Here is a 17,717-nt window from a genome sequence, read left to right as displayed (position 1 = left end):
AGTGTCCAGTGGGAGTGGCCGACGTAACTCGACCAGGGCATGGTGAACCCCAGGATAATCGCAATCCAGATCAGCCATAGCTTCCACCACATTTTGACCGTCACACAAGAATTTGGCTCATGCTTTAAAACAAGGTATAGATGAACGGCGCGACCGCGGATCCCTGCGTCAATACGATCAATCCGCCTAGAAGCACGAGAACGATAATGATCGGCGCCAGCCAAAACTTCTTGCGCTCTTTCATGAAAGCCCATAACTCAGCGATGAAATCGCCCATTGGCTTGCCCCCTTATTCGATTTTCTCCGCGTCCTCAGCGCCTCCGCGGTGCAATCTCTAAGTCCTTTTTCACCGCAGAGACACAGAGTCCGCAGAGGGATTCTTTCTCTTTGCTCTTCTCGGCGCTCTCGGCGCCTCGGCGGTGAGATATCTGAATTCATTTTCACCGCAGAGACACGGAGTTCGCAGAGGGTTCTTTCTTTTCCCTCGCCTCGGCGCTCTCGGCGCCTCCGCGGTGAGAGATCCGGATTCGTTTTCCACCGCAGAGACAGAGTCCGCTGAGGTTACTTCAAATTATGCACTATTCGCTTGATGCCATTCTTGAGCACAGGCACGTTGAAATTGATCAGCAAACCAAGTGGCCATCCGCCCAGCTTCAGATAGGTCAACAATTGTGCTTGATGAATCGGTTGCAACCCGTCCATCGCCTTTAATTCCAAAACCACCGTTCTTTCAACTAAGAAATCGAGCCGGTACCCGCAGTCCAACGGTAGTGACTTGTAGGTTATAGGCAGTGGCAACTGGCGCTCGAAGGAGATGTTCGCAAGGGAAAGTTCATGCGCCAAACATACCTCATAAGCCGATTCGAGGAGTCCAGGCCCGAGGACCTTATGAACCTCAATTGCCGCCCCGATAATCTTCTCCGTTAGTCCGTTCACAACTATACTCTCCGCGCCCTCAGCGCCTCCGCGGTGCAATATCCGGATTCTCCCCGTCCTCAGCGTCTCCGCGGTGTAATCTCCGAATCGTTTTTCACCGCAGAGACACAGAGTTCACAGAGGGGTCTTTCTCCGCGTCCTCTGCGCCTCTGCGGTGATATCTGAATTCCTTTTCACCGCAGAGACACAGAGTTCACAGAGAGGTTTTCTCCGCGTACTCTGCGCCTCCGCGGTGCAATTCCCGAAGACCCAAAGTTAAAATTGTCGCAACATGTGCGAACCCGGACGCTGCGTCGATGGGACACGGTAGCTTTCGGCTGCCGGATCATAGCGGCGCCGCATCGGATCCCTTCCCGCCAAACGCATGATAAACCCCATGGGAAAAACCAGACCATAAAAGACCACACTCAGGATTATTCTTGTGTTGATCCAGCCGAGAATGTGGCCGAGCTTCATCCAAACTCGGTAGATCGGTCCCAAACTTTGCGGTAGGAGGAGACCGAGAATGAGAAGCGCTCCGGCCGGGATGATCGCCCACAGCCGCACTTCTTTCCCCAACAGGAGCGGCCCAAACCCCAGCAGGGCAAAAATTCCACCGACGAGAAACCCAAAAGAGCGTAATTGTTTAGCGCCGATCACTTCTTGCATTCTTATCTCCCTCGTCTGTGATTTCGATACTTCTCCGAACTTAGCGCCCTTTGCGGCTTTGCGCGAGTCGTAGATTTCGGATCTAATTCTATATCGCGCCAAGTCGCCAAGAACGCAAAGAAAGAAATATTTCTCCGAACTTGGCGTGCTTTGCGTCTTTGCGCGAGTCGTAGATTTCGGATCTAATTCTTTATCGCGCCAAGGCGCCAAGAACGCAAAGAAAGAAATACTTCTCCGAACTTAGCGTGCTTTGCGTCTTTGCGCGAGTCATTCTTGTTCGGTTCCGTAACCCACAATTCAACCGACAATTTCAAATATCTTTGGTTCGGACTTAGTCCAACTCGAATTCATCCTGCCAATTGGTATCTTCGACCCAGGGCTTTTGGTCGGCTTTGTTCAACACATAGTTTTCCAGAACCAGGGTATCGAGCTGGGTGCGCATAAAACAGCGGTAGGCTTCCTCAGGCGTGCAGACGATGGGCTCATTGCGAACGTTAAATGAGGTGTTCACGATCACGCCGCAGCCGGTTTTTGCCTCGAAAGCTTTGAGCAGCTTATAATATCGTGAATTCGTCGCTTCATCGACGGTTTGGACGCGCGCCGAGTAATCAACATGTGTCGCCGCTGGAATATCCGACCGTGGAACATTTAACAAATCGATCCCCCACAATGCTTTCTGTTCCTTCGTCATGGGTGTCCGACGTGATTCTTGCACTGGAGCCACCAGCAGCATATAGGGACTATCCGCATCCATTTCAAAGTAGTCCGACACTCGCTCCCGAAGCACGGAGGGAGCGAAGGGCCGGAAAGATTCCCGGTACTTGATTTTTAGATTCATGACGGACTGCATCCCGGGATTACGGGCGTCCCCGATGATGCTCCGGCCACCCAAAGCTCGCGGCCCGAACTCCATGCGTCCCTGAAACCAACCCACGACTTTTCCGGCTTCCAGGTCTTCGGGGATTCGGCGAAAGAGAGCTTCATCGCTCAAAAATTCATGCGGCGCCCCATTGCTCTGCAAGAACTTTTCAATTTCATCGTTTGAAAAAGCGGGGCCCAAGAAACTCCCCTGCATCGCGTCGCCGCCGCCGTTTAGAGCCCGCGGCTTTTCTTCGAGCCGGTGCCACGCGGTCAAAGCGGCGCCCAGGGCGCCGCCGGCATCTCCTGCGGCCGGCTGGATCCATAATCCTTTGAAGGGTCCTTCGCGCAGAATTCTCCCGTTGCCGACGCAGTTCAGAGCCACGCCGCCCGCCAGGCAAAGGTTTTCCGCGCCGGTTTCGCGGTGGAGGGTCCTGGCCAATCGTAACATGACCTCTTCGGTCACCTCTTGGATCGATCGCGCCAGGTCCATATCGCGCTGCGTGAGCAAGGTTTCAGGCCTCCTGGCCGGACCGCCGAACAGACCCTCAAATTTCCCGTTAGTCATCGTCAAGCCCGTGCAGTAATTGAAGCAGTCCATATTGAGGCGAAAGGTTCCATCCGGTTTGAGATCGATTAAATGATCATAGATGGCTTGAACGTATTTGGGCTCACCGTAAGGAGCGAGCCCCATGACTTTGTACTCACCGGAATTGACCTTGAAACCGGTGTAATAAGTAAATGCAGAATAAAGCAGCCCGAGCGAGTGAGGAAACGAAATTTCCCAGAGCGGAGTAATATTATTCCCCTGGCCAAGCCACGCCGACGTGGTGGCCCACTCCCCAACCCCGTCCATGCAGAGAACCGCCGCTGTTTCGAAAGGAGAAGGATAGAACGCCGAGGCGGCATGGGACTCATGATGCTCGCCAAAGAGAATCTGAGGGAGCTCCGATTTACTGAGACCTCCAGAGACGGCCGCCAATTCTTTCTGCAGCAGACTCTTGAGAAGCATCTTTTCCTTCATCCATACCGGCATCGCCGCCAAAAAAGACTGGAGGCCGCTGGGAGCGAAGGCCAAGTAGGTCTCGAGGAGCCGCTCAAATTTCACGAGCGGTTTGTCGTAAAAGACGACGTAGCGGAGATCGGCCAGAGAGATTCCACCCTCGCGGAGGCAATAGCGTATCGCCCGGCCCGGAAATCCGGCATCTTGTTTTTTTCGGGTGAAACGTTCCTCTTGAGCCGCGGCCACGACCTGGCCGTCCCGCACGAGGCACGCGGCGCTATCGTGATAATAAGCCGATATGCCGAGAATGTCGGTGGAGAGCATTATATTCTCCACTGTTTGTTTCTTAGATCGCATTATCCGTGAGATATTTTAACAGATTGTCACAGGATCGCCGGATCGCTTTATAGCAGACCTCAAAATCCGCTTTGGTCCCGCCGAAAGGATCGGCAATCTCCGTCGATAGCCCGTTGTTGAAATAGCCGAGTTCCACCACCTTTCCCGTGGCCTCCGGATGCTTCTGAAGCAGCGTGGAACTCTGCACTAACTCCATAACGAGAATGAGATCCGCTCCGGCGACCAGCTCCCGACTGAGCGATGTGGTCACATGCGTCTGCAGAGACAGATTGTTTTGCCGAGCTACGGCGGTTGCCAATGGATGCGCTTCCTTCCCCGGTGTGGTGTCGAGTCCAGCCGAGCGGACTTCGATTTCTGAGCCTCGTTCTCTCAGCCTGGAGTCAAAATAGGCTGCGGCCAACGGGCTGCGGCAGACATTGCCCTGGCAGACGAAGAGAACCGAGCGAATCTGCCCCGATAAAGCCCGGCGAATATTACGACTCCGAATGCCGAGCCGCGAAGAGAAATCCGCGATCAACCGACGCGGATCTTTAATGTAGCGGGTGATCGTGTTGACTGAGCCCATCGGCACCTTAATCATTTAAATGGGTGCCCGCTTGACGCGGCCGCAGCAAGTCGCGCACGTATCGGCCCAGCTCGCGGGCAAAGGGCTTCGGATCGTCGAAGCGCAGCACTTCGTTGCGCATGCCGGGTTGATAAAAACGGCAAAACTCGAGCAGGGTTTTCAATTTTGTCGGACTATTCGGCGGGAGAGATAATTCTTCATCCGACTTCAATAGCCGGAGCAGCAAATGATCCAGGTCCCCCAACAGCCAGCGCGATTTCACGCCGATGCGATACCCGTTGACCGGGAGCTGGAGCTCCTCGCCGGCTGCTATTCGATACAACAGACAAGGGAAGTTGATTCCCGCGTCGAGAGCCAACTGCAACGACCCCCAGAAGCGTCCATTCACTTCCATCAGCAACGGAGCGCCTGATTGTCGGTCGACCTTGAATTCCACCATCGCGACCCCGTGCCAACCGACATGTTGTAAGAGGCGCAGGGCATAATCGGTCATCGGCTGCGGCAAGGCGACGCTCTCCCTTAATACGCTGACGCCGCCGGACGGCGGCTTTTCGCGCAGCCGCCGGTGCGCAAACAGCGACACCGGCTTTCCCTTGTCCATAAGGGCAAAGACGCCTTGCCCTTCTCCTTCTATCCGGCGCTGGATCAGCGACGGTTGGGATAAATAATCTATGGTTTTGTACAAGCGTCCCAGCTCCGCCTCGCCGGCGGCGTAATGAATTTGGGTCTTGCGTCGATGGCCTTCGATGTTGATCACCGACACTCCGGGTTTTACCACAACGGGGAAATCAAGAAGACCGTTGAATACCCGATCCCACCGGCCATCGGGAACAAAAACGGTTTCGGGAATCGGCACCCCCAACTGGGCGGCAAGCTGCATGAGACGATACTTATTCGACAAGGACTCGAAGGCGTCCGTGGTTGGGATGGGCAAGATAGTGTGCGCTTCGAATTCCCGGCGATGTCGAACCACCAGCGACATGGCGATTTCTGAGATTGGAAACACCGTGCTGATTTTTAAACTCTTCACAACCTCCAAAAGCCGCGAGACAAATTGCCGCTCATCGGCGTACGGGGAGGGATAAGAAAACGATCGCCAACAGTATTTTGAGGCTGCGGCCAAGCTGTCTTCATTTTCAGCTCCAACCGCGACCTTGAGGCGTTGCCGGCCAAGGGCGCGGGTCACGGCCAGCGCCGCCCGTTCATTGCCATCAGTGATCAGGACACTCATGTGCTGCGAGGAGGGGGAAAAGGTCTCTTCTTAAACTTGGACAACATTCGATCCTCTCCGCGCACTCAGCGCCTCCGCGGTGAGATATCCGGATTCTTCTTCACCACAAAGACACAGAGATCGCTGAGGTGACTTCAATTAGAGGAGCTTAAAGATTCCCGTGATGTGACAAGCAAACAGCGCGGTGGAGAACGTGATATCGTCATGCACGGAGATACGCTTGAGCTGAAAAGGATTATCCCGGGATTCTATATAACCCGGTCGTGTGGTACAGGCATAGCGATATCCCGCCGTGCGGACCAACGCTTCAACCGCATCGGAATAATCCCCGTTCGGATACGAAAAGCCACCTACGGGCCGTTCGACTTGCTCCTCAATGCAGCGTTTCGATTCCTGCAGCTCCACTTTCGCCGCCTGCGGAGCTATCTGCGTCAAAATCATGTGCGTAACGCCGTGCGAGCCGATCTCGACGGAGGATAATGCCATCTCCCGCACCTGTTTCCAGTCGAGCATCGCCACGCTATTAACATCCGCCCGTTGTCCTCTCAACACGAGCCACTGCTGCAATCGCTCGACGAGGGTTCCCAGCTCGGCCCCCGGCAGCTTTTTTAACTCCTCGATAACGGCATCGATGTCTCGTTGTCTCTCCGCCGAAGAAGCCGCGAGCCAGCCTGAGAGTGGGACGGGCAGCTTTTGCCGGTAGTTCCGCAGCGCCGCGCACGCCTCATCGGGCATTTCAGCAAGGACGCGAAGAACATGGCCGAGACGGTAGAACCAAGGGGTTTGACCGGATCCGATGAAGCCTGTCGATAGGAACAAGGTCGCCGGCAACCTGTACTTGCGGAGCAGCGGGAGAGCATTTTCGTAATTGTCCCGCCAGCCGTCGTCAAAAGTGATCACACAAAAAGGCCGGCGGGTCTGCGCCGCTCGCTCACGCCGGGCCAATAGCTCTTCCATGGTAACGACCTGATAATGATGCGCCAGGTAGCGTAACTGTTTTTCGAAGCTTTGCGGCCGCACATACATCCCTGGAGGGACGGCTTCGTTCCGTGCCGCGGCTGGATCGAGAACCCGGTGGTAGTTTAAGATGATGGGATATCCGATCCTTCTAAGCCGGCGATACAGAAATAACGTTCCGCTGTAGTACAAAGCGCCGGCCAAGAGCCAACGAAGCCAAATCTTCCAGGCGAACAACTATCGTCCTCGATCTCAATGCGTAATCTCAGCGTTCCGACGGCTCCCAAGTTATGATCCGTTGTCCGCGAAAGTATCGGAACCACGCAGTTAATATTGATAAATTAACCAGAACGAAGAATGAAGGAATTTTCAAAATATTTCGGGAAGACAGATCTAGTTTTACTCCGCCAAAGGCTAAGATATAAAACGCAAGTTGCAGCACAAAAAGAGAGAGATAAAACGACGACTTGTAAATTAAAAAAGCATTGCTCACAAATGTAAGGATCAGGGCAATAGAAACAAGCCAACGGCACAGCTTATGGCTCAATAACTGCCAGGAAAATATCCCATAGCGAAAAGGATTGAGCATGGGCAGACTCTTCATGAAGACAGAGATCCCTCTCAAGACCGTCCTCACTTTTCGTTCGTACTCTCTGGTTTCGTCGGCGATGTTTTTGTAGTATCCGACGCTTTCCGGATCGGATACGCCTCTGAGACCCAAGTGCACGGCGTTGAGCAAGGTGTTGAAGTCGCTCTGTAGTTCAGGCTGCCAATTTTGGCAGACCTCCCTCCGGGCGGCAAAGAAAGAACCGCTTAAGCCGACCAGTGTGCCGACTCTTGTCTCGAGGTTCCGGAGGAGCATCTCATATTTCACGTAGATGCCCTCCCCCCCGGTGGTTGAACCGGAATCAAAAACTCTATCGACGCTACTGACGCATCCTACGGTGGGATCGTAGAAATTTCTGACGATGTTCGTTATCGCGTTCGGCGGCAGTATGGTCGCGACATCCGAAAAAACGAGTATCTCACCGGTCGCCGTGTTCACCGCGAGCTTCTGCGCGGCCTCTTTTCCGCCTCTTCGCTCCGCCCTCACAAGCTGAACTCCTTTGGAACGAAGGGATCGCACGATGTCGTCGGTTCGGTCCTCGGAGCAGTCGGACGCGACAAAAATCTCCAGCCTGTCCCCGGGATAGTCTTGTTGGAGCGCATTTTCGATCTTCTCTCGGATACGCTTTTCCTCATTGTACGCCGTGATGATAAGAGAAACGGGCGGGGAAATTTTGCCCTTCTTGACCGATCGGTTGCGCAAAAAACCGAGGACGATCAATAGTATCGGGTAGCCGAGATAGGAGTAAAAAACAAATATGATGGCAGACCAAAAGATGGCTTCCATTGCGTCAAGACTCGCAAAAGCTTAGGAAAATATTATCATGCGTTCATGGACGACGACTACCGTTTCAGCATTTCCTTGGCTTCTGCGAACATCTCCCTATTGAAGAGAAGGTAGTATAAAAGGTAAGCGGCGACTCCTAGAGCCGATGATGCCGCCGTCTGAGCCACAAGACCGAAATCTGCGAGGACTACTTTCTGCATCGGCAGCACCGCCATCACCATAAATCCGGTTCCCAGGAAGGGGTGTCTCAGCTCTTTGAAGTACTCGACAAGCGGGAGGCCGACCAGGCTCAGCGAGATCGACGTGGTGATCAGGAATACGGCCGGGAAAACGAGCCAGGCATAGGCAAATCCCGTCAGCCCATAATGCGATCCGATGAAAAAGCTCAATGCGAGGACCGCAGCCATAATCAGATTGTTGAACATCAAAATCCCCGGCCTTCCGATGGCGAGGACCAGCGGAGCGTTCATCGTGTTGATAGCCCGGAAGCTCGCAACCATGCAGAGAATCTGCAGCGGCAAAATCGCCGGCATCCATTTTACCGATAAAAAGATGGGAACCGCGGTTTCCGCAACGAGAAAAATCCCCAAAAATGCCGGAAAGCTCACAAAAGCAACGAACTTGACGATCTTCAAGAAATAGCGCCTCAGCAGGGCGTGATCGTCTTGGACCGCCGAGAAGATCGGAAACGCTACCTGAGAAATCGTGGAGACCACCTTATCAAGCGGAATTGTAGAAAACTGGACCGCAATCGAGTAAAACCCCAGTTGGGTCTTTCCCAAGATCTTCCCGGCGATCAGAAGATCCATGTTAGTATAGAGATACCAAAAGAACCGCGCCAACGCGACTTTGGAGCCGAATTGGGTCATGCCCTTGATCTTGGAGAAGGAGAATGCGAATTCCAGCTTCCAGGGATAGAAGACGAAGAAGAGGAGATTCCTGGTGGCTTCGACGATGATATTTCCCCAAACAAGGCTCCAAACGCCAAATCCGTGCATCGCCAGCCACAACGTGGACACGGCGCCGGACAGGTTCCCGATCATCTCCGCCTGGGATCGTCTGTTGAATACCATATCTCGGGTCAACATATGATAGGAGACCAATCCCAGGCTATGCATGATGAATATGATGGATGCCACCCGGATTACGTCTGCAAGGCGAGGCTCCTTGAAGAACGCTGCGATGAGAGGAGCCGATAAAACGGACAAGACATACAGGACGACGTTAATGAAGATAACCGCCCAACAGATGTTCGATAGGTCTTCTTGCGTGAGATCCTTCTTCTGGATGATGGCGGAGCCGAGCCCCACTTCATTGAAGAGCATGACGAAGCTGAGATAGACGCCGGCCATCGCCATCAGGCCGTAATCGTTCGGCGACAGAATACGGACCACGTAAATGGTGATGGTCCACGAAATCACCTGCCCAAAGACCTTGACCAGGATCACCCAGAACACGCCACCCAGCACCCGCCGCCTCAGATTGATCTCGGGCAAGGCAGTATGTTTGAGTAAAATATTCTCGGCCTTCATATTATTCCGATCGAAAAGCCCGAAGCTTCGCCAGGCTGTTCATATCTTGCACGTTCAAAACCTTCGCCTCCCGGTTGATGTCCCGCATCAAGCCGCTCAGCACCTTCCCCGGTCCGACCTCCAGAAAGAAACGGCGCCCATTTTGGATCAACCGACCGATGGAGCTGGTCCACAGGACAGGGCGTACTATTTGTTCAACGAGACCCTCACGGATCCTATTCGGATCGTCGGGATAAACATCAGCGGTGACGTTCGATAGGACCGGAAAGGATGGGCGTGCCAACGGGCACTCTTGCAAAATCTCCTTCATCCTTTCTTTGGCCTCCGTCATAAATCGACTGTGCCAGGGTCCGCTGACCTTCAACGGCACGACGAGCTTCGCGCCCTTTTTTTTCGCCAACTCCGCCGCCTTTTGCAGCGCCTCTTTCTCGCCGGTGAGAACCGCTTGAAGAGTCGAGTTGTGATTCGCCACTTCGACCGAGCCGGTCTCCTTGACTTCCCCGCATATCGCCGAGAGAGTCTCCATATCCAAACCGAAAACCGCTGTCATGCCTCCGGGATGGCGATCGGCGGCTTCCTTCATGACGGTGCCTCGAAAACGGACCAATATCATGGTGTCGGCGAATGAGAAGACACCGGCCGCGCAGAGAGCGGCATATTCCCCAAGACTGTGCCCGGCCGCCGCCGACGGTACGACTCCTTCCTCCCGAAGGACTTGAAGACAGGCGAGATTGACCAAAGTGATCGCAGGCTGAACGTTTTCCGTCTGGACGAGAGTCGACTCGGGCCCTTCAAAGCAGAGTGTTGTGAAATCTTTCTTGATCAGATCCGAAGCCTCTTCAAAGAGCCGTTTCACGGCGGGATACCCCTCATAAAAATCTTTTCCCATCCCCATGTATTGCGACCCCTGCCCGGGAAACAGGAACACAACGTCTCTCATGAACTCCTCTTTCAAAACAAACTCCCCCAACGTGTACGAGCTGAACGAAAAACCTCCACGATGGTGTGCCGCCAATCCAGTTGCGATTCATTTTTGCATCGCGTCGCAGGCCGGCTGCTGATTCTCCAAACATGAAACTCGCGGCTCTTCTTTGATCTCGAAAGACTGGAACAAGGCGCAAATGGCCTCTTTGTCCCGTTCGGTCATCAGGTGATGTGTCGGAACAGTTATAAGCCTCTCCGCAACCTCCTTGGCTCCCGGATATGATTTCCCATCAAACATCCCTTTGATTTCCTCAATCTCGTTGACGGCCGTCGGATACATGCGGCTGAGCCCGAGCCCCTTTGCGCGTGAGTAAAGATAAACGCGGTCCCGTGTTTCCCGACTGTCGAGAATCAACGGTAGACGCAGGTAGCAGATCGCCGGCTGGATCGAGAATTTTTTAAACGGCAAATGCTCTCGGAAATAGCCGGCCGTCACGGACCGAACCCGATTCGCTGTTTCCAGGCGCCTCGGCCAGTTCCAAAGACATCCCGCCTTCATGCCCGATAATTTCTCGACCGGGAACTGCCTGTAGAAAAGCGTCTCACCTAACTTGAGGAAAGGCAAACCTTCCGGGAACCAATAAAAGATCGGGCGAATGAAAACGGCCATAAACAAGAGCTGCAAGAATTCCTTCGCCGTCTCAAAAAACCCGGGGGTCTCGAGCTCAGAACAGAGACGCTCGATCGCAGGCGCGATCTCAGAAGAGTTGGTCACAATCAGCCCCCCCGACCCACACGTAATGTTCTTGCCCCGTCCCAAACTGAAGAATCCCGCGTCGCCGATCGTCCCGAGTTTCTGTCCCTTGTACATGCCGCCCATCGCCTGAGCCGCGTCCTCTACGAGGTAGGCGCCGCGTTCTCGGCAGAGACGGGCGATCGGGTCCATGTTCGAGGGAGCGCCGAAAAGGTGATTTGGAATTACGCAAAGCGTTTCTTCATCGACGCTCATCTCCAGAGAACGAGGGTCGAAGTCAAGGGTCGCCGGATCAATATCGCAGAGCGCAACCTCCAGACCGGCCTTTACAATCGCGGAGGGAACGGAAAAACAGGTATACGCCGGGATAACGACCCGTTTCCTTTTGGACGAGTCCCTTAACGCCGACAGTATGAGGGTCAGCGCTGCTTTGCCGGAAGATACACACCACACGTGCCTCACGCCAAAATATTCTTTTATTCCTCCTTCTAACTTTTCGCGGTATTTCTTTCCACCGAAAAAGAGGCCGACAATGGCTTTCACCAAATCTATCGTATGGATGGGCGCCGCGGTCGGAGGAATAGTCGGACGAATCTTCATTTACACAATCTGTCTTTCACAAGAGCGTCCCAAGCTCTCGCCAATGGGTCCGTTGAAATATTCCATCCTTTTAATTCCCTGCACACACAGAATCAAGGACAGAAGCAAGATCGCCCGCGAGCGTGCGGTATGCGAAGCGCTCTCTCTCCTCCTGCCGAGGAGGTACAATACGTGTTTGGCCGGTGACCAGACTCTGGATGAGTATCTTAATTTCTGAGGTTTGATTGGGACAACAGATCCCCAGCCGATGTTTATTGACCAACTGAGCCGTTGCCCCTTCGCCCCCAATGACCAGTAGCGGACGCCCGGTCGCAATGTATTCGTAAATTTTAGCGGGAATCTGAAGCGGGGATGCCGGCTGGAGAATCAATAAGATCTCGGCAGCCATCATTTGCCGTGCGCATTCATCGTGCGGCACGGGCGCTTCTCGCCGTATAATCCCTAGTTGTTCGAGATCTCGGGCGAGGTCCTCACAGGAAGCGTCTTTCACCTCCCAAGCTCCGACAAAGCGAATTCGCAGCTGGTTCCGCCCGATTCGATTCTGATCGATCAGTTCCTTGACAGCTTGTAAAAGCGAAGCGGGGTTCCGGTTGCCGTACACGGTTCCGAAATGGCAGAGCTCTATCACGGGGTTAGAAACGGTATGCACCCCTTGTCGAGCATTGCGGCCGTTATCCACTAGATTGTAGGTATCGGCGTCAAAGCCATTCGTAATCGTGATAAATTTTTTTTCCAGGTCTGAGTGATCGGTCCGTAGCTTTGAACAGAGTTCAGCCGTGTTCGCAATGACGCAAGCCGCGGTCTTATAAACCGACCTCTCAAGCTGTGCGGCCTTGTGGAACAAAAAAGGAGAACGAACCTCGAGGTACGGGTTACACGTCCAGGGATCGCGGAAATCTGCCACAAAGGGGACCCGAAACCGCCGCGCAAGGGCTTGGCCCACCAACAACGCGGTCCAAGGCCCACCGGTGGCAAAGACAACATCGGGGTATTCATCAATCGGGATCCGCGAAAGCCACTGCACTGCAGGACGCAGCCAAAAGCATTGAGGGTCGGGAAAAGAAAACAGCCAATCGAGGACCAGGTTTTTTAGGTTGAGATACCGCTGACGAAAACCAACCTGCGCTCTTTGCGAAGCGTGCCCATTGACACCGGTTAACTCTTGGTGTCCTGCCGACGGGATAAATGTACTCATCACCTCGCGAAACCTATTTCGGACCTGCAACAATCTCTGCTCGGGGTTTTTGGACGGTACGCGGTAGATTTGGATCGAATTCGGCAATTGATCGCAGAGACTTTCATCCACTCCCATAGAGGGATACACAGATGCAGCGTCTGTGGTTAGCACCCGCGGCCGCCACCCGTATGTGTCGAGGTATCGGCAGAAGCCGAGCGGGCGCATCGACCCGCTCGCAGCGATAGGGGGAAAATAATAAGCGACAATTAATACCGTCTTCATCATTTCAGCGCGTTGGTCGCTCGTCGCCACGTACTCTCACATGGCTTGGTTTCGGCGAATTGCTTGGCGTATTCGGGTCCCAACCGTTCGCAGATCGTTCTCGCCAGCGAGTCAATGAGGGTTTCCCAATCATGTTCGCGCGCAATCTGTCGTCTGATCGCTATAGCCTTTGAGAAGCTAGCCGCCGGCTGCAGCGCATCGGCTAAGGCACGAGACCAATCGTCCGAGGTCTCGGCCAGAGTGACGACACCGGAGAATTCCTGGATAGAGCGAATAGGGGAGCTCACAACCGGTCGACCGCTCGCAAGATACTCGTGCAATTTTAGCGGATAGATATTGTTGGTATAGGCGTCGACGCGATAGGGCATGATACCGACGTCAAAGTGCTGCGGGTAGGAAGCGAGAACCGTAACGGGCTTCTGTCCTAGAAAGTGAACGTTGCTCCATTGCGACATCTCGCTGATAAATCCTTCGATCCCATGTTGCGGGTTTACCGGCCCTACGAAAACAAATTGCCACTCGCGGTGCCTCATGGCCAATTCCCGCAAGAGCGGCCAATCGAGCTGTACCTTAAGGTTGCCCGTATATCCAATGCGCGGATGGGGAATACGCCGGAGGTCGTCCGGTTCGGGGATTGGGGTCGCGTAAAGCTTGTAGTCAACTCCCTCGGGCACGAACGCGGTGTGCGGGTTGATCGCGCCTTTTCGTTCGAGAAGCGCCGGCGACACGACGAAAACTTGATCGACGTTTTCCAGTATCCTGAGCTCGCGCGGGTCGGATGAAGGAGGGGTGGGCGAAAACGAATATTCGTCGTCGATATGATAGAGCTTGAGATCGAAACCGAGGCTAAAAAGCGCCGGCTCGAACTGAGGATGCCAAAGATAAAGCACGAGCTTGCGGCACCCTTCGCGCTTCAGTCGGCGGGCGGCGTGCTTTAGCCTTCGCTCGAAGGTAAACCTTCGCATCCAGTCCGAATAATGAATTGCCGGGTACCACGGCTCCGGGACATACATATGAAAACCCGGGGGCAGGGAAAAATCTCCGTTCCCGGCGAGGGCGCGGCGCTTTCCTATGCTCTTGCGAAAGTTTTTCCACTCATGTGCAGGCTCCGACCAGACGACGTGAAAGTAGCGGGCGAGGCGCGTTAGAACGTGATGCGGCGTCATCCATACCGGGCTCCATTCATGATAAATGAGCGCGAGAACGCCGACATCCCCAAATAGGGGAGGAGTAGAGTTATCGGTGCTCAAACTTGTCCTCGAGGTAAAAGCGCGTTCCTAATAGGCCGGGCAAGGTCTCTGCCGGACTGCTCGATATCGGAAAGCAGCCTGTGCCGGTTGGTCTTGAGCCAGCGCAGCATCTCGAGCCGACACCAGATGAGATCCGCCGGCGACAGCGGCGCGCGATTGATCGCGCGCTGATATTCTACGAATTGCCTGAAGTAAGGGAAGAGGAGCTTGCCCCTTTTTTCCGGATTGAACCAGACCGTTCGTGAACGACGGTCCGGCGCCAGCGCCGTCGATTGAAGCGGATGCGCTCTGCGAAAAAAGAGGCATTCGGGCAGCATGCGAAAGCGTCCGTAAAGCGCGAGCTCGGCGAGCAGCACCCTGTCCGAGTCCGCGTAATCGCCGTGGAGTCTAGTTTTTTTCAATGCGTCGATCCGCATGAGACCGAAGTCGGGCTCGCAGATGTGATCCATCCTGATGACGTCACGGAAGCGTTCGCGGAGGCGCGGGGAGTCGAGCCGCAAGATCGGGTCCGTCCGCGGCAACAACTCGCCGTTGGCATCGATGTCTTTCGTTTTGGTGTAACAAACGATGACCGAAGGATCGGAATCCAAAACATCGACCGTGCGCTCGAGATATTCAGGCGCCCGAATGTCGTCGTGGTGCGCCAGTAAGAAGTACTGCCCACGGGACAGCTCGTACACCCGGTTCTGGTTGCGACAGAAGCCGACGTTGACCTCGTTCCGGTAGTAACGAACTCGCGGGTCCTGACCGGCATAGTCTCTACAGATCTCGCCTGTCCGATCCGTTGACGCGTTATCCGAGACAATGAGTTCGAAATCCGCAAACGTTTGGGACAACAGCGACCGCAAGGCTTTTTCGACGTAGAGTTCGCCGTTGAAAACCGGCATGCCGATGCTGACGCGCGGCAGGGATCGAGCGGCCGCTCCGTTCATGACTGAATTCTCTGAAGCCATATCTCGCGCCAGAACGTGTAAAGGCTGCGCGGGCAAAACAGTCTCTTGTTGCTGAAGTGCGCGCCGCACACGACTCCGTCTAAAATGATGCAGTCGTTGGAAAGCGGGGTCATCTTTCCCGTCTTTTCGTCGATGAGACGCTCCACCCGGCCCACGACTCGATAGGTCCCGCCGCAATACTTGACCATCTCGGGGTCGAAGGATAGACCGTGGTTGCGGTTTCGGGCGTTGACCGTCTGGATAATTTCATCCTGTGATTTCACCCGCACCATCTCGCCCGGTTGAAGAGCCAGCGCGGCGCGAGGGGTTTTCACCAACGAGCCTTGCTTGAAAGGATACGGAATTCCGCTGCGCCATTTTTGAATCGTCTCGTAGAGAAACATCCACAGGCGATAGCCGCGGCAACGCAAAAGCAATAAAAACCCCCGGAAGATCAGCGCGCCGATGACGTCGGAGATGCCAACGTTGCCCGAACGAACATCGCGCAGATATTGGCGGAGATCCCACCAGGCGAGCGGATAAGAGGCGCGGCGCAGCTCCGTGGCCTGGCAGCGATAGATCGGCTCGCCGCCTTCTTTCGAATCATCGGCGCGGGTCATTTCGAGGAGACGCGCCCGATCACAGCGCGCGCCGTTGCTTTTGCCGGCGGCCGGCTTTGCCGCGAGCGCGCGCGATTTTCCCGCAGCCGCGGAATTCGCCGGCGCCGCGGCGGCTCGCCGCAGCCAGGCTTCCTTCCAGAACAGCAGGCATCCGGCTTGACAGCCGCCATGCGCGGCGCCGCCGCAGCGCAGCCCGTCGAGATGAACGGTGTTGAACATGCGCCGCGATCCGCTGTATTCGATGGTGTCGCAGGTTTTGTCCGCGCGTTTGTAGACACGAACGCGCCGCCCGCAATATTGGAGCATCTCCGGCATGAACGGCAGCGCGTCCAGCCGGCCTTGATCGTCCAGAGTGGCGAGGATTTCTGCCGCGCTCCCTACCTCGACCCAGTCCCCGGCGCGGAACCCATGCCGGCGGAGGCGGGAGAGAAGCTTAGTCATGGAGCGCATCCCGCGCCGAGGGCTGTTCCACGATCTCCGGGTCGGACGCGGCGCCCACCTGGCACATCGTGAGTTTCGGATGCAAAGTCACCGCGCCGCGGACATTCGGAGTTCCGGTCACAAAGAACGTGGCCGCCGCGAGCCAGCGATCGTAGGGCCGGTTGGTAACGTAGCGATGCAAGTGGGCGTTCACGTGAAACGTGCCCTGGGCCAGAAAGAGATCCAGCTCGAAGGTGCACCGAAGCGTTTGGTCGGCGTCGAGGGACAGAGCGCCCGCCCCCAGCCGCTGGGTGCACGTGTCGAAAAGCGGATACTGATGGTCGTCGACGATCATAATGACCACGCTCATGTCTTCATGCGGCGTCCGGGCACGCGCCTCGACCGTGATGTATAATTTGCCGCCCGACTCGAACTCGACCTGCGGACCGTGAGCACCGTGAGTCGTGACCTTGGTGATTTGAACGCCGCGATCCGCATCGATCGCGCGTTGCTGCTGCCCGCGGCTGAAGTAAGTGCGAATGACCTCCGCGGTCGGCCCGATCATTTGCACGGCGCCCCGTTCCAACAGCAGACTGCTCTGGCACAGCTTAGCGACGGCCTGAAGATTGTGAGAAACAAAAACGACCGTGGCGCCGTTGGAGATCACGGAGTTCATGCGCTCGACGCACTTGAGCTGGAAGAGGTAGTCTCCGACGCTAAGCACCTCGTCGACCAGCAGGACGTCGGGATCGACATGGGCGGCAACGGAAAATCCCAGGCGGGCGTACATGCCGGAAGAATATCTTTTGACCGGAGTATCGATAAACTCCTCCAGCCCGGAGAAGTCGACGATGGCATCGAAGCGCTGGCGGATCTCGTCTCGGGTCATGCCCAGAATCGTCCCATTGAGAAAAATGTTCTCGCGACCGGTAAGGTCCGGGTGAAAGCCCGCCCCGACCTCGATCAGAGCGGAGATGCGACCGGCCACGTGAACGGTGCCCCGGGTCGGCAGCATGATGCCGGTGAGCAGCTTGAGGATCGTGCTCTTGCCGGCGCCGTTCCCGCCGATGATACCGAAGGCTTGACCGCGCGTAAGGCTGAACGAGACGTCCTTGAGCGCCCAGAATTCACGGCGCGCAAGCTCCGGCCCGTGCTCGCGCCGGATAAACCGGCGCGCCAGCGCGGGCACGAAATCCCTCAAGGAATCGTGCATTTCGCCGCGCCGGAACTTCTTGAATATTCCTTGAACGTCGAGAACGTAGTCGGCCATGGTCGTCG

At 55.3% G+C, this 17,717-nt stretch carries 16 protein-coding genes; all 16 read right to left on the bottom strand.

Annotated features, from left to right (window positions below; genetic code table 11):
- Positions 1–124: 124 nt before the first annotated feature.
- The 16 genes from VGL70_09130 to VGL70_09055 all read right to left on the bottom strand — a co-directional run bounded on the left by VGL70_09130 (position 125) and on the right by VGL70_09055 (position 17,709).
- The gene (locus tag VGL70_09130) at positions 125–277 is read right to left on the bottom strand and encodes a DUF5989 family protein (protein HEY3303681.1); all 153 of its coding nucleotides are present in this window, start codon (positions 275–277) and stop codon (positions 125–127) included.
- 284 nt (positions 278–561) lie between these two features.
- The gene (locus tag VGL70_09125) at positions 562–942 is read right to left on the bottom strand and encodes a GxxExxY protein (protein HEY3303680.1); all 381 of its coding nucleotides are present in this window, start codon (positions 940–942) and stop codon (positions 562–564) included.
- A 249-nt stretch (positions 943–1,191) separates the two neighbouring features.
- Positions 1,192–1,584 carry an SxtJ family membrane protein gene (locus VGL70_09120; protein HEY3303679.1) on the bottom strand — a complete coding sequence of 131 codons (393 nt, stop codon included), beginning with the start codon at positions 1,582–1,584 and terminating at the stop codon, positions 1,192–1,194.
- 331 nt (positions 1,585–1,915) lie between these two features.
- On the bottom strand, positions 1,916–3,769 hold the full coding sequence (locus VGL70_09115; protein HEY3303678.1) for a carbamoyltransferase: 1,854 nt from the start codon (positions 3,767–3,769) through the stop codon (positions 1,916–1,918).
- Positions 3,770–3,791: 22 nt separating this feature from the next.
- A complete protein-coding gene (locus tag VGL70_09110; protein ID HEY3303677.1) occupies positions 3,792–4,382 on the bottom strand; it encodes a low molecular weight protein-tyrosine-phosphatase in 591 nt (196 codons plus the stop codon).
- Complete coding sequence (locus tag VGL70_09105) at positions 4,375–5,598, bottom strand: ATP-grasp domain-containing protein (protein ID HEY3303676.1); 1,224 nt, start codon at positions 5,596–5,598, stop codon at positions 4,375–4,377. The genes VGL70_09110 and VGL70_09105 overlap by 8 nt, the downstream gene beginning before the upstream one ends.
- A 138-nt stretch (positions 5,599–5,736) precedes the next feature.
- Positions 5,737–6,792 carry a polysaccharide deacetylase family protein gene (locus tag VGL70_09100; GenBank protein HEY3303675.1) on the bottom strand — a complete coding sequence of 352 codons (1,056 nt, stop codon included), beginning with the start codon at positions 6,790–6,792 and terminating at the stop codon, positions 5,737–5,739.
- A gap of 28 nt (positions 6,793–6,820) precedes the next feature.
- On the bottom strand, positions 6,821–7,948 hold the full coding sequence (locus VGL70_09095) for a glycosyltransferase family 2 protein (protein ID HEY3303674.1): 1,128 nt from the start codon (positions 7,946–7,948) through the stop codon (positions 6,821–6,823).
- 56 nt (positions 7,949–8,004) lie between these two features.
- The gene (locus VGL70_09090) at positions 8,005–9,480 is read right to left on the bottom strand and encodes a lipopolysaccharide biosynthesis protein (protein ID HEY3303673.1); all 1,476 of its coding nucleotides are present in this window, start codon (positions 9,478–9,480) and stop codon (positions 8,005–8,007) included.
- Position 9,481: 1 nt separating this feature from the next.
- Positions 9,482–10,420 (bottom strand): ACP S-malonyltransferase, encoded by a 939-nt coding sequence (gene fabD / locus VGL70_09085; GenBank protein HEY3303672.1) that lies wholly within the window; start codon positions 10,418–10,420, stop codon positions 9,482–9,484.
- 87 nt (positions 10,421–10,507) lie between these two features.
- The gene (locus VGL70_09080; protein ID HEY3303671.1) at positions 10,508–11,758 is read right to left on the bottom strand and encodes a DegT/DnrJ/EryC1/StrS family aminotransferase; all 1,251 of its coding nucleotides are present in this window, start codon (positions 11,756–11,758) and stop codon (positions 10,508–10,510) included.
- Between the two features lie 70 nt (positions 11,759–11,828).
- Entirely contained in the window at positions 11,829–13,247 is a 1,419-nt protein-coding gene (locus VGL70_09075) for a glycosyltransferase (protein HEY3303670.1), read from the bottom strand.
- The gene (locus VGL70_09070) at positions 13,217–14,383 is read right to left on the bottom strand and encodes a glycosyltransferase (GenBank protein ID HEY3303669.1); all 1,167 of its coding nucleotides are present in this window, start codon (positions 14,381–14,383) and stop codon (positions 13,217–13,219) included. The genes VGL70_09075 and VGL70_09070 overlap by 31 nt, the downstream gene beginning before the upstream one ends.
- A gap of 80 nt (positions 14,384–14,463) precedes the next feature.
- The gene (locus tag VGL70_09065; GenBank protein HEY3303668.1) at positions 14,464–15,399 is read right to left on the bottom strand and encodes a glycosyltransferase family 2 protein; all 936 of its coding nucleotides are present in this window, start codon (positions 15,397–15,399) and stop codon (positions 14,464–14,466) included.
- A complete protein-coding gene (locus tag VGL70_09060; GenBank protein HEY3303667.1) occupies positions 15,396–16,460 on the bottom strand; it encodes a hypothetical protein in 1,065 nt (354 codons plus the stop codon). Before VGL70_09060 ends, VGL70_09065 begins: the two co-directional genes overlap by 4 nt.
- Complete coding sequence (locus tag VGL70_09055; GenBank protein ID HEY3303666.1) at positions 16,453–17,709, bottom strand: ABC transporter ATP-binding protein; 1,257 nt, start codon at positions 17,707–17,709, stop codon at positions 16,453–16,455. The genes VGL70_09060 and VGL70_09055 overlap by 8 nt, the downstream gene beginning before the upstream one ends.
- Positions 17,710–17,717: the final 8 nt, after the last annotated feature.

It is taken from the genome of Candidatus Binatia bacterium, from assembly GCA_036504975.1.
In the GTDB taxonomy this organism is placed as follows: domain Bacteria; phylum Desulfobacterota; class Binatia; order UBA9968; family UBA9968; genus JAJPJQ01.
Note: the sequence above shows the minus strand (reverse complement) of the source record. Positions and strands in the feature narration are given on the sequence as shown.

Bases quoted from the DNA above. Each gene is read 5' to 3' on its own strand.
- VGL70_09130 (HEY3303681.1), bottom strand. From the start codon at position 277: ATGGGCGATTTCATCGCTGAGTTATGGGCTTTCATGAAAGAGCGCAAG.
- VGL70_09120 (HEY3303679.1), bottom strand. From the start codon at position 1,584: ATGCAAGAAGTGATCGGCGCTAAACAATTACGCTCTTTTGGGTTTCTC.
- VGL70_09115 (HEY3303678.1), bottom strand. From the start codon at position 3,769: ATGCTCTCCACCGACATTCTCGGCATATCGGCTTATTATCACGATAGC.
- VGL70_09110 (HEY3303677.1), bottom strand. From the start codon at position 4,382: ATGATTAAGGTGCCGATGGGCTCAGTCAACACGATCACCCGCTACATT.
- VGL70_09105 (HEY3303676.1), bottom strand. From the start codon at position 5,598: ATGAGTGTCCTGATCACTGATGGCAATGAACGGGCGGCGCTGGCCGTG.
- VGL70_09095 (HEY3303674.1), bottom strand. From the start codon at position 7,948: ATGGAAGCCATCTTTTGGTCTGCCATCATATTTGTTTTTTACTCCTAT.
- VGL70_09090 (HEY3303673.1), bottom strand. From the start codon at position 9,480: ATGAAGGCCGAGAATATTTTACTCAAACATACTGCCTTGCCCGAGATC.
- fabD (HEY3303672.1), bottom strand. From the start codon at position 10,420: ATGAGAGACGTTGTGTTCCTGTTTCCCGGGCAGGGGTCGCAATACATG.
- VGL70_09080 (HEY3303671.1), bottom strand. From the start codon at position 11,758: ATGAAGATTCGTCCGACTATTCCTCCGACCGCGGCGCCCATCCATACG.
- VGL70_09070 (HEY3303669.1), bottom strand. From the start codon at position 14,383: ATGACGCCGCATCACGTTCTAACGCGCCTCGCCCGCTACTTTCACGTC.
- VGL70_09065 (HEY3303668.1), bottom strand. From the start codon at position 15,399: ATGAACGGAGCGGCCGCTCGATCCCTGCCGCGCGTCAGCATCGGCATG.
- VGL70_09060 (HEY3303667.1), bottom strand. From the start codon at position 16,460: ATGACTAAGCTTCTCTCCCGCCTCCGCCGGCATGGGTTCCGCGCCGGG.
- VGL70_09055 (HEY3303666.1), bottom strand. From the start codon at position 17,709: ATGGCCGACTACGTTCTCGACGTTCAAGGAATATTCAAGAAGTTCCGG.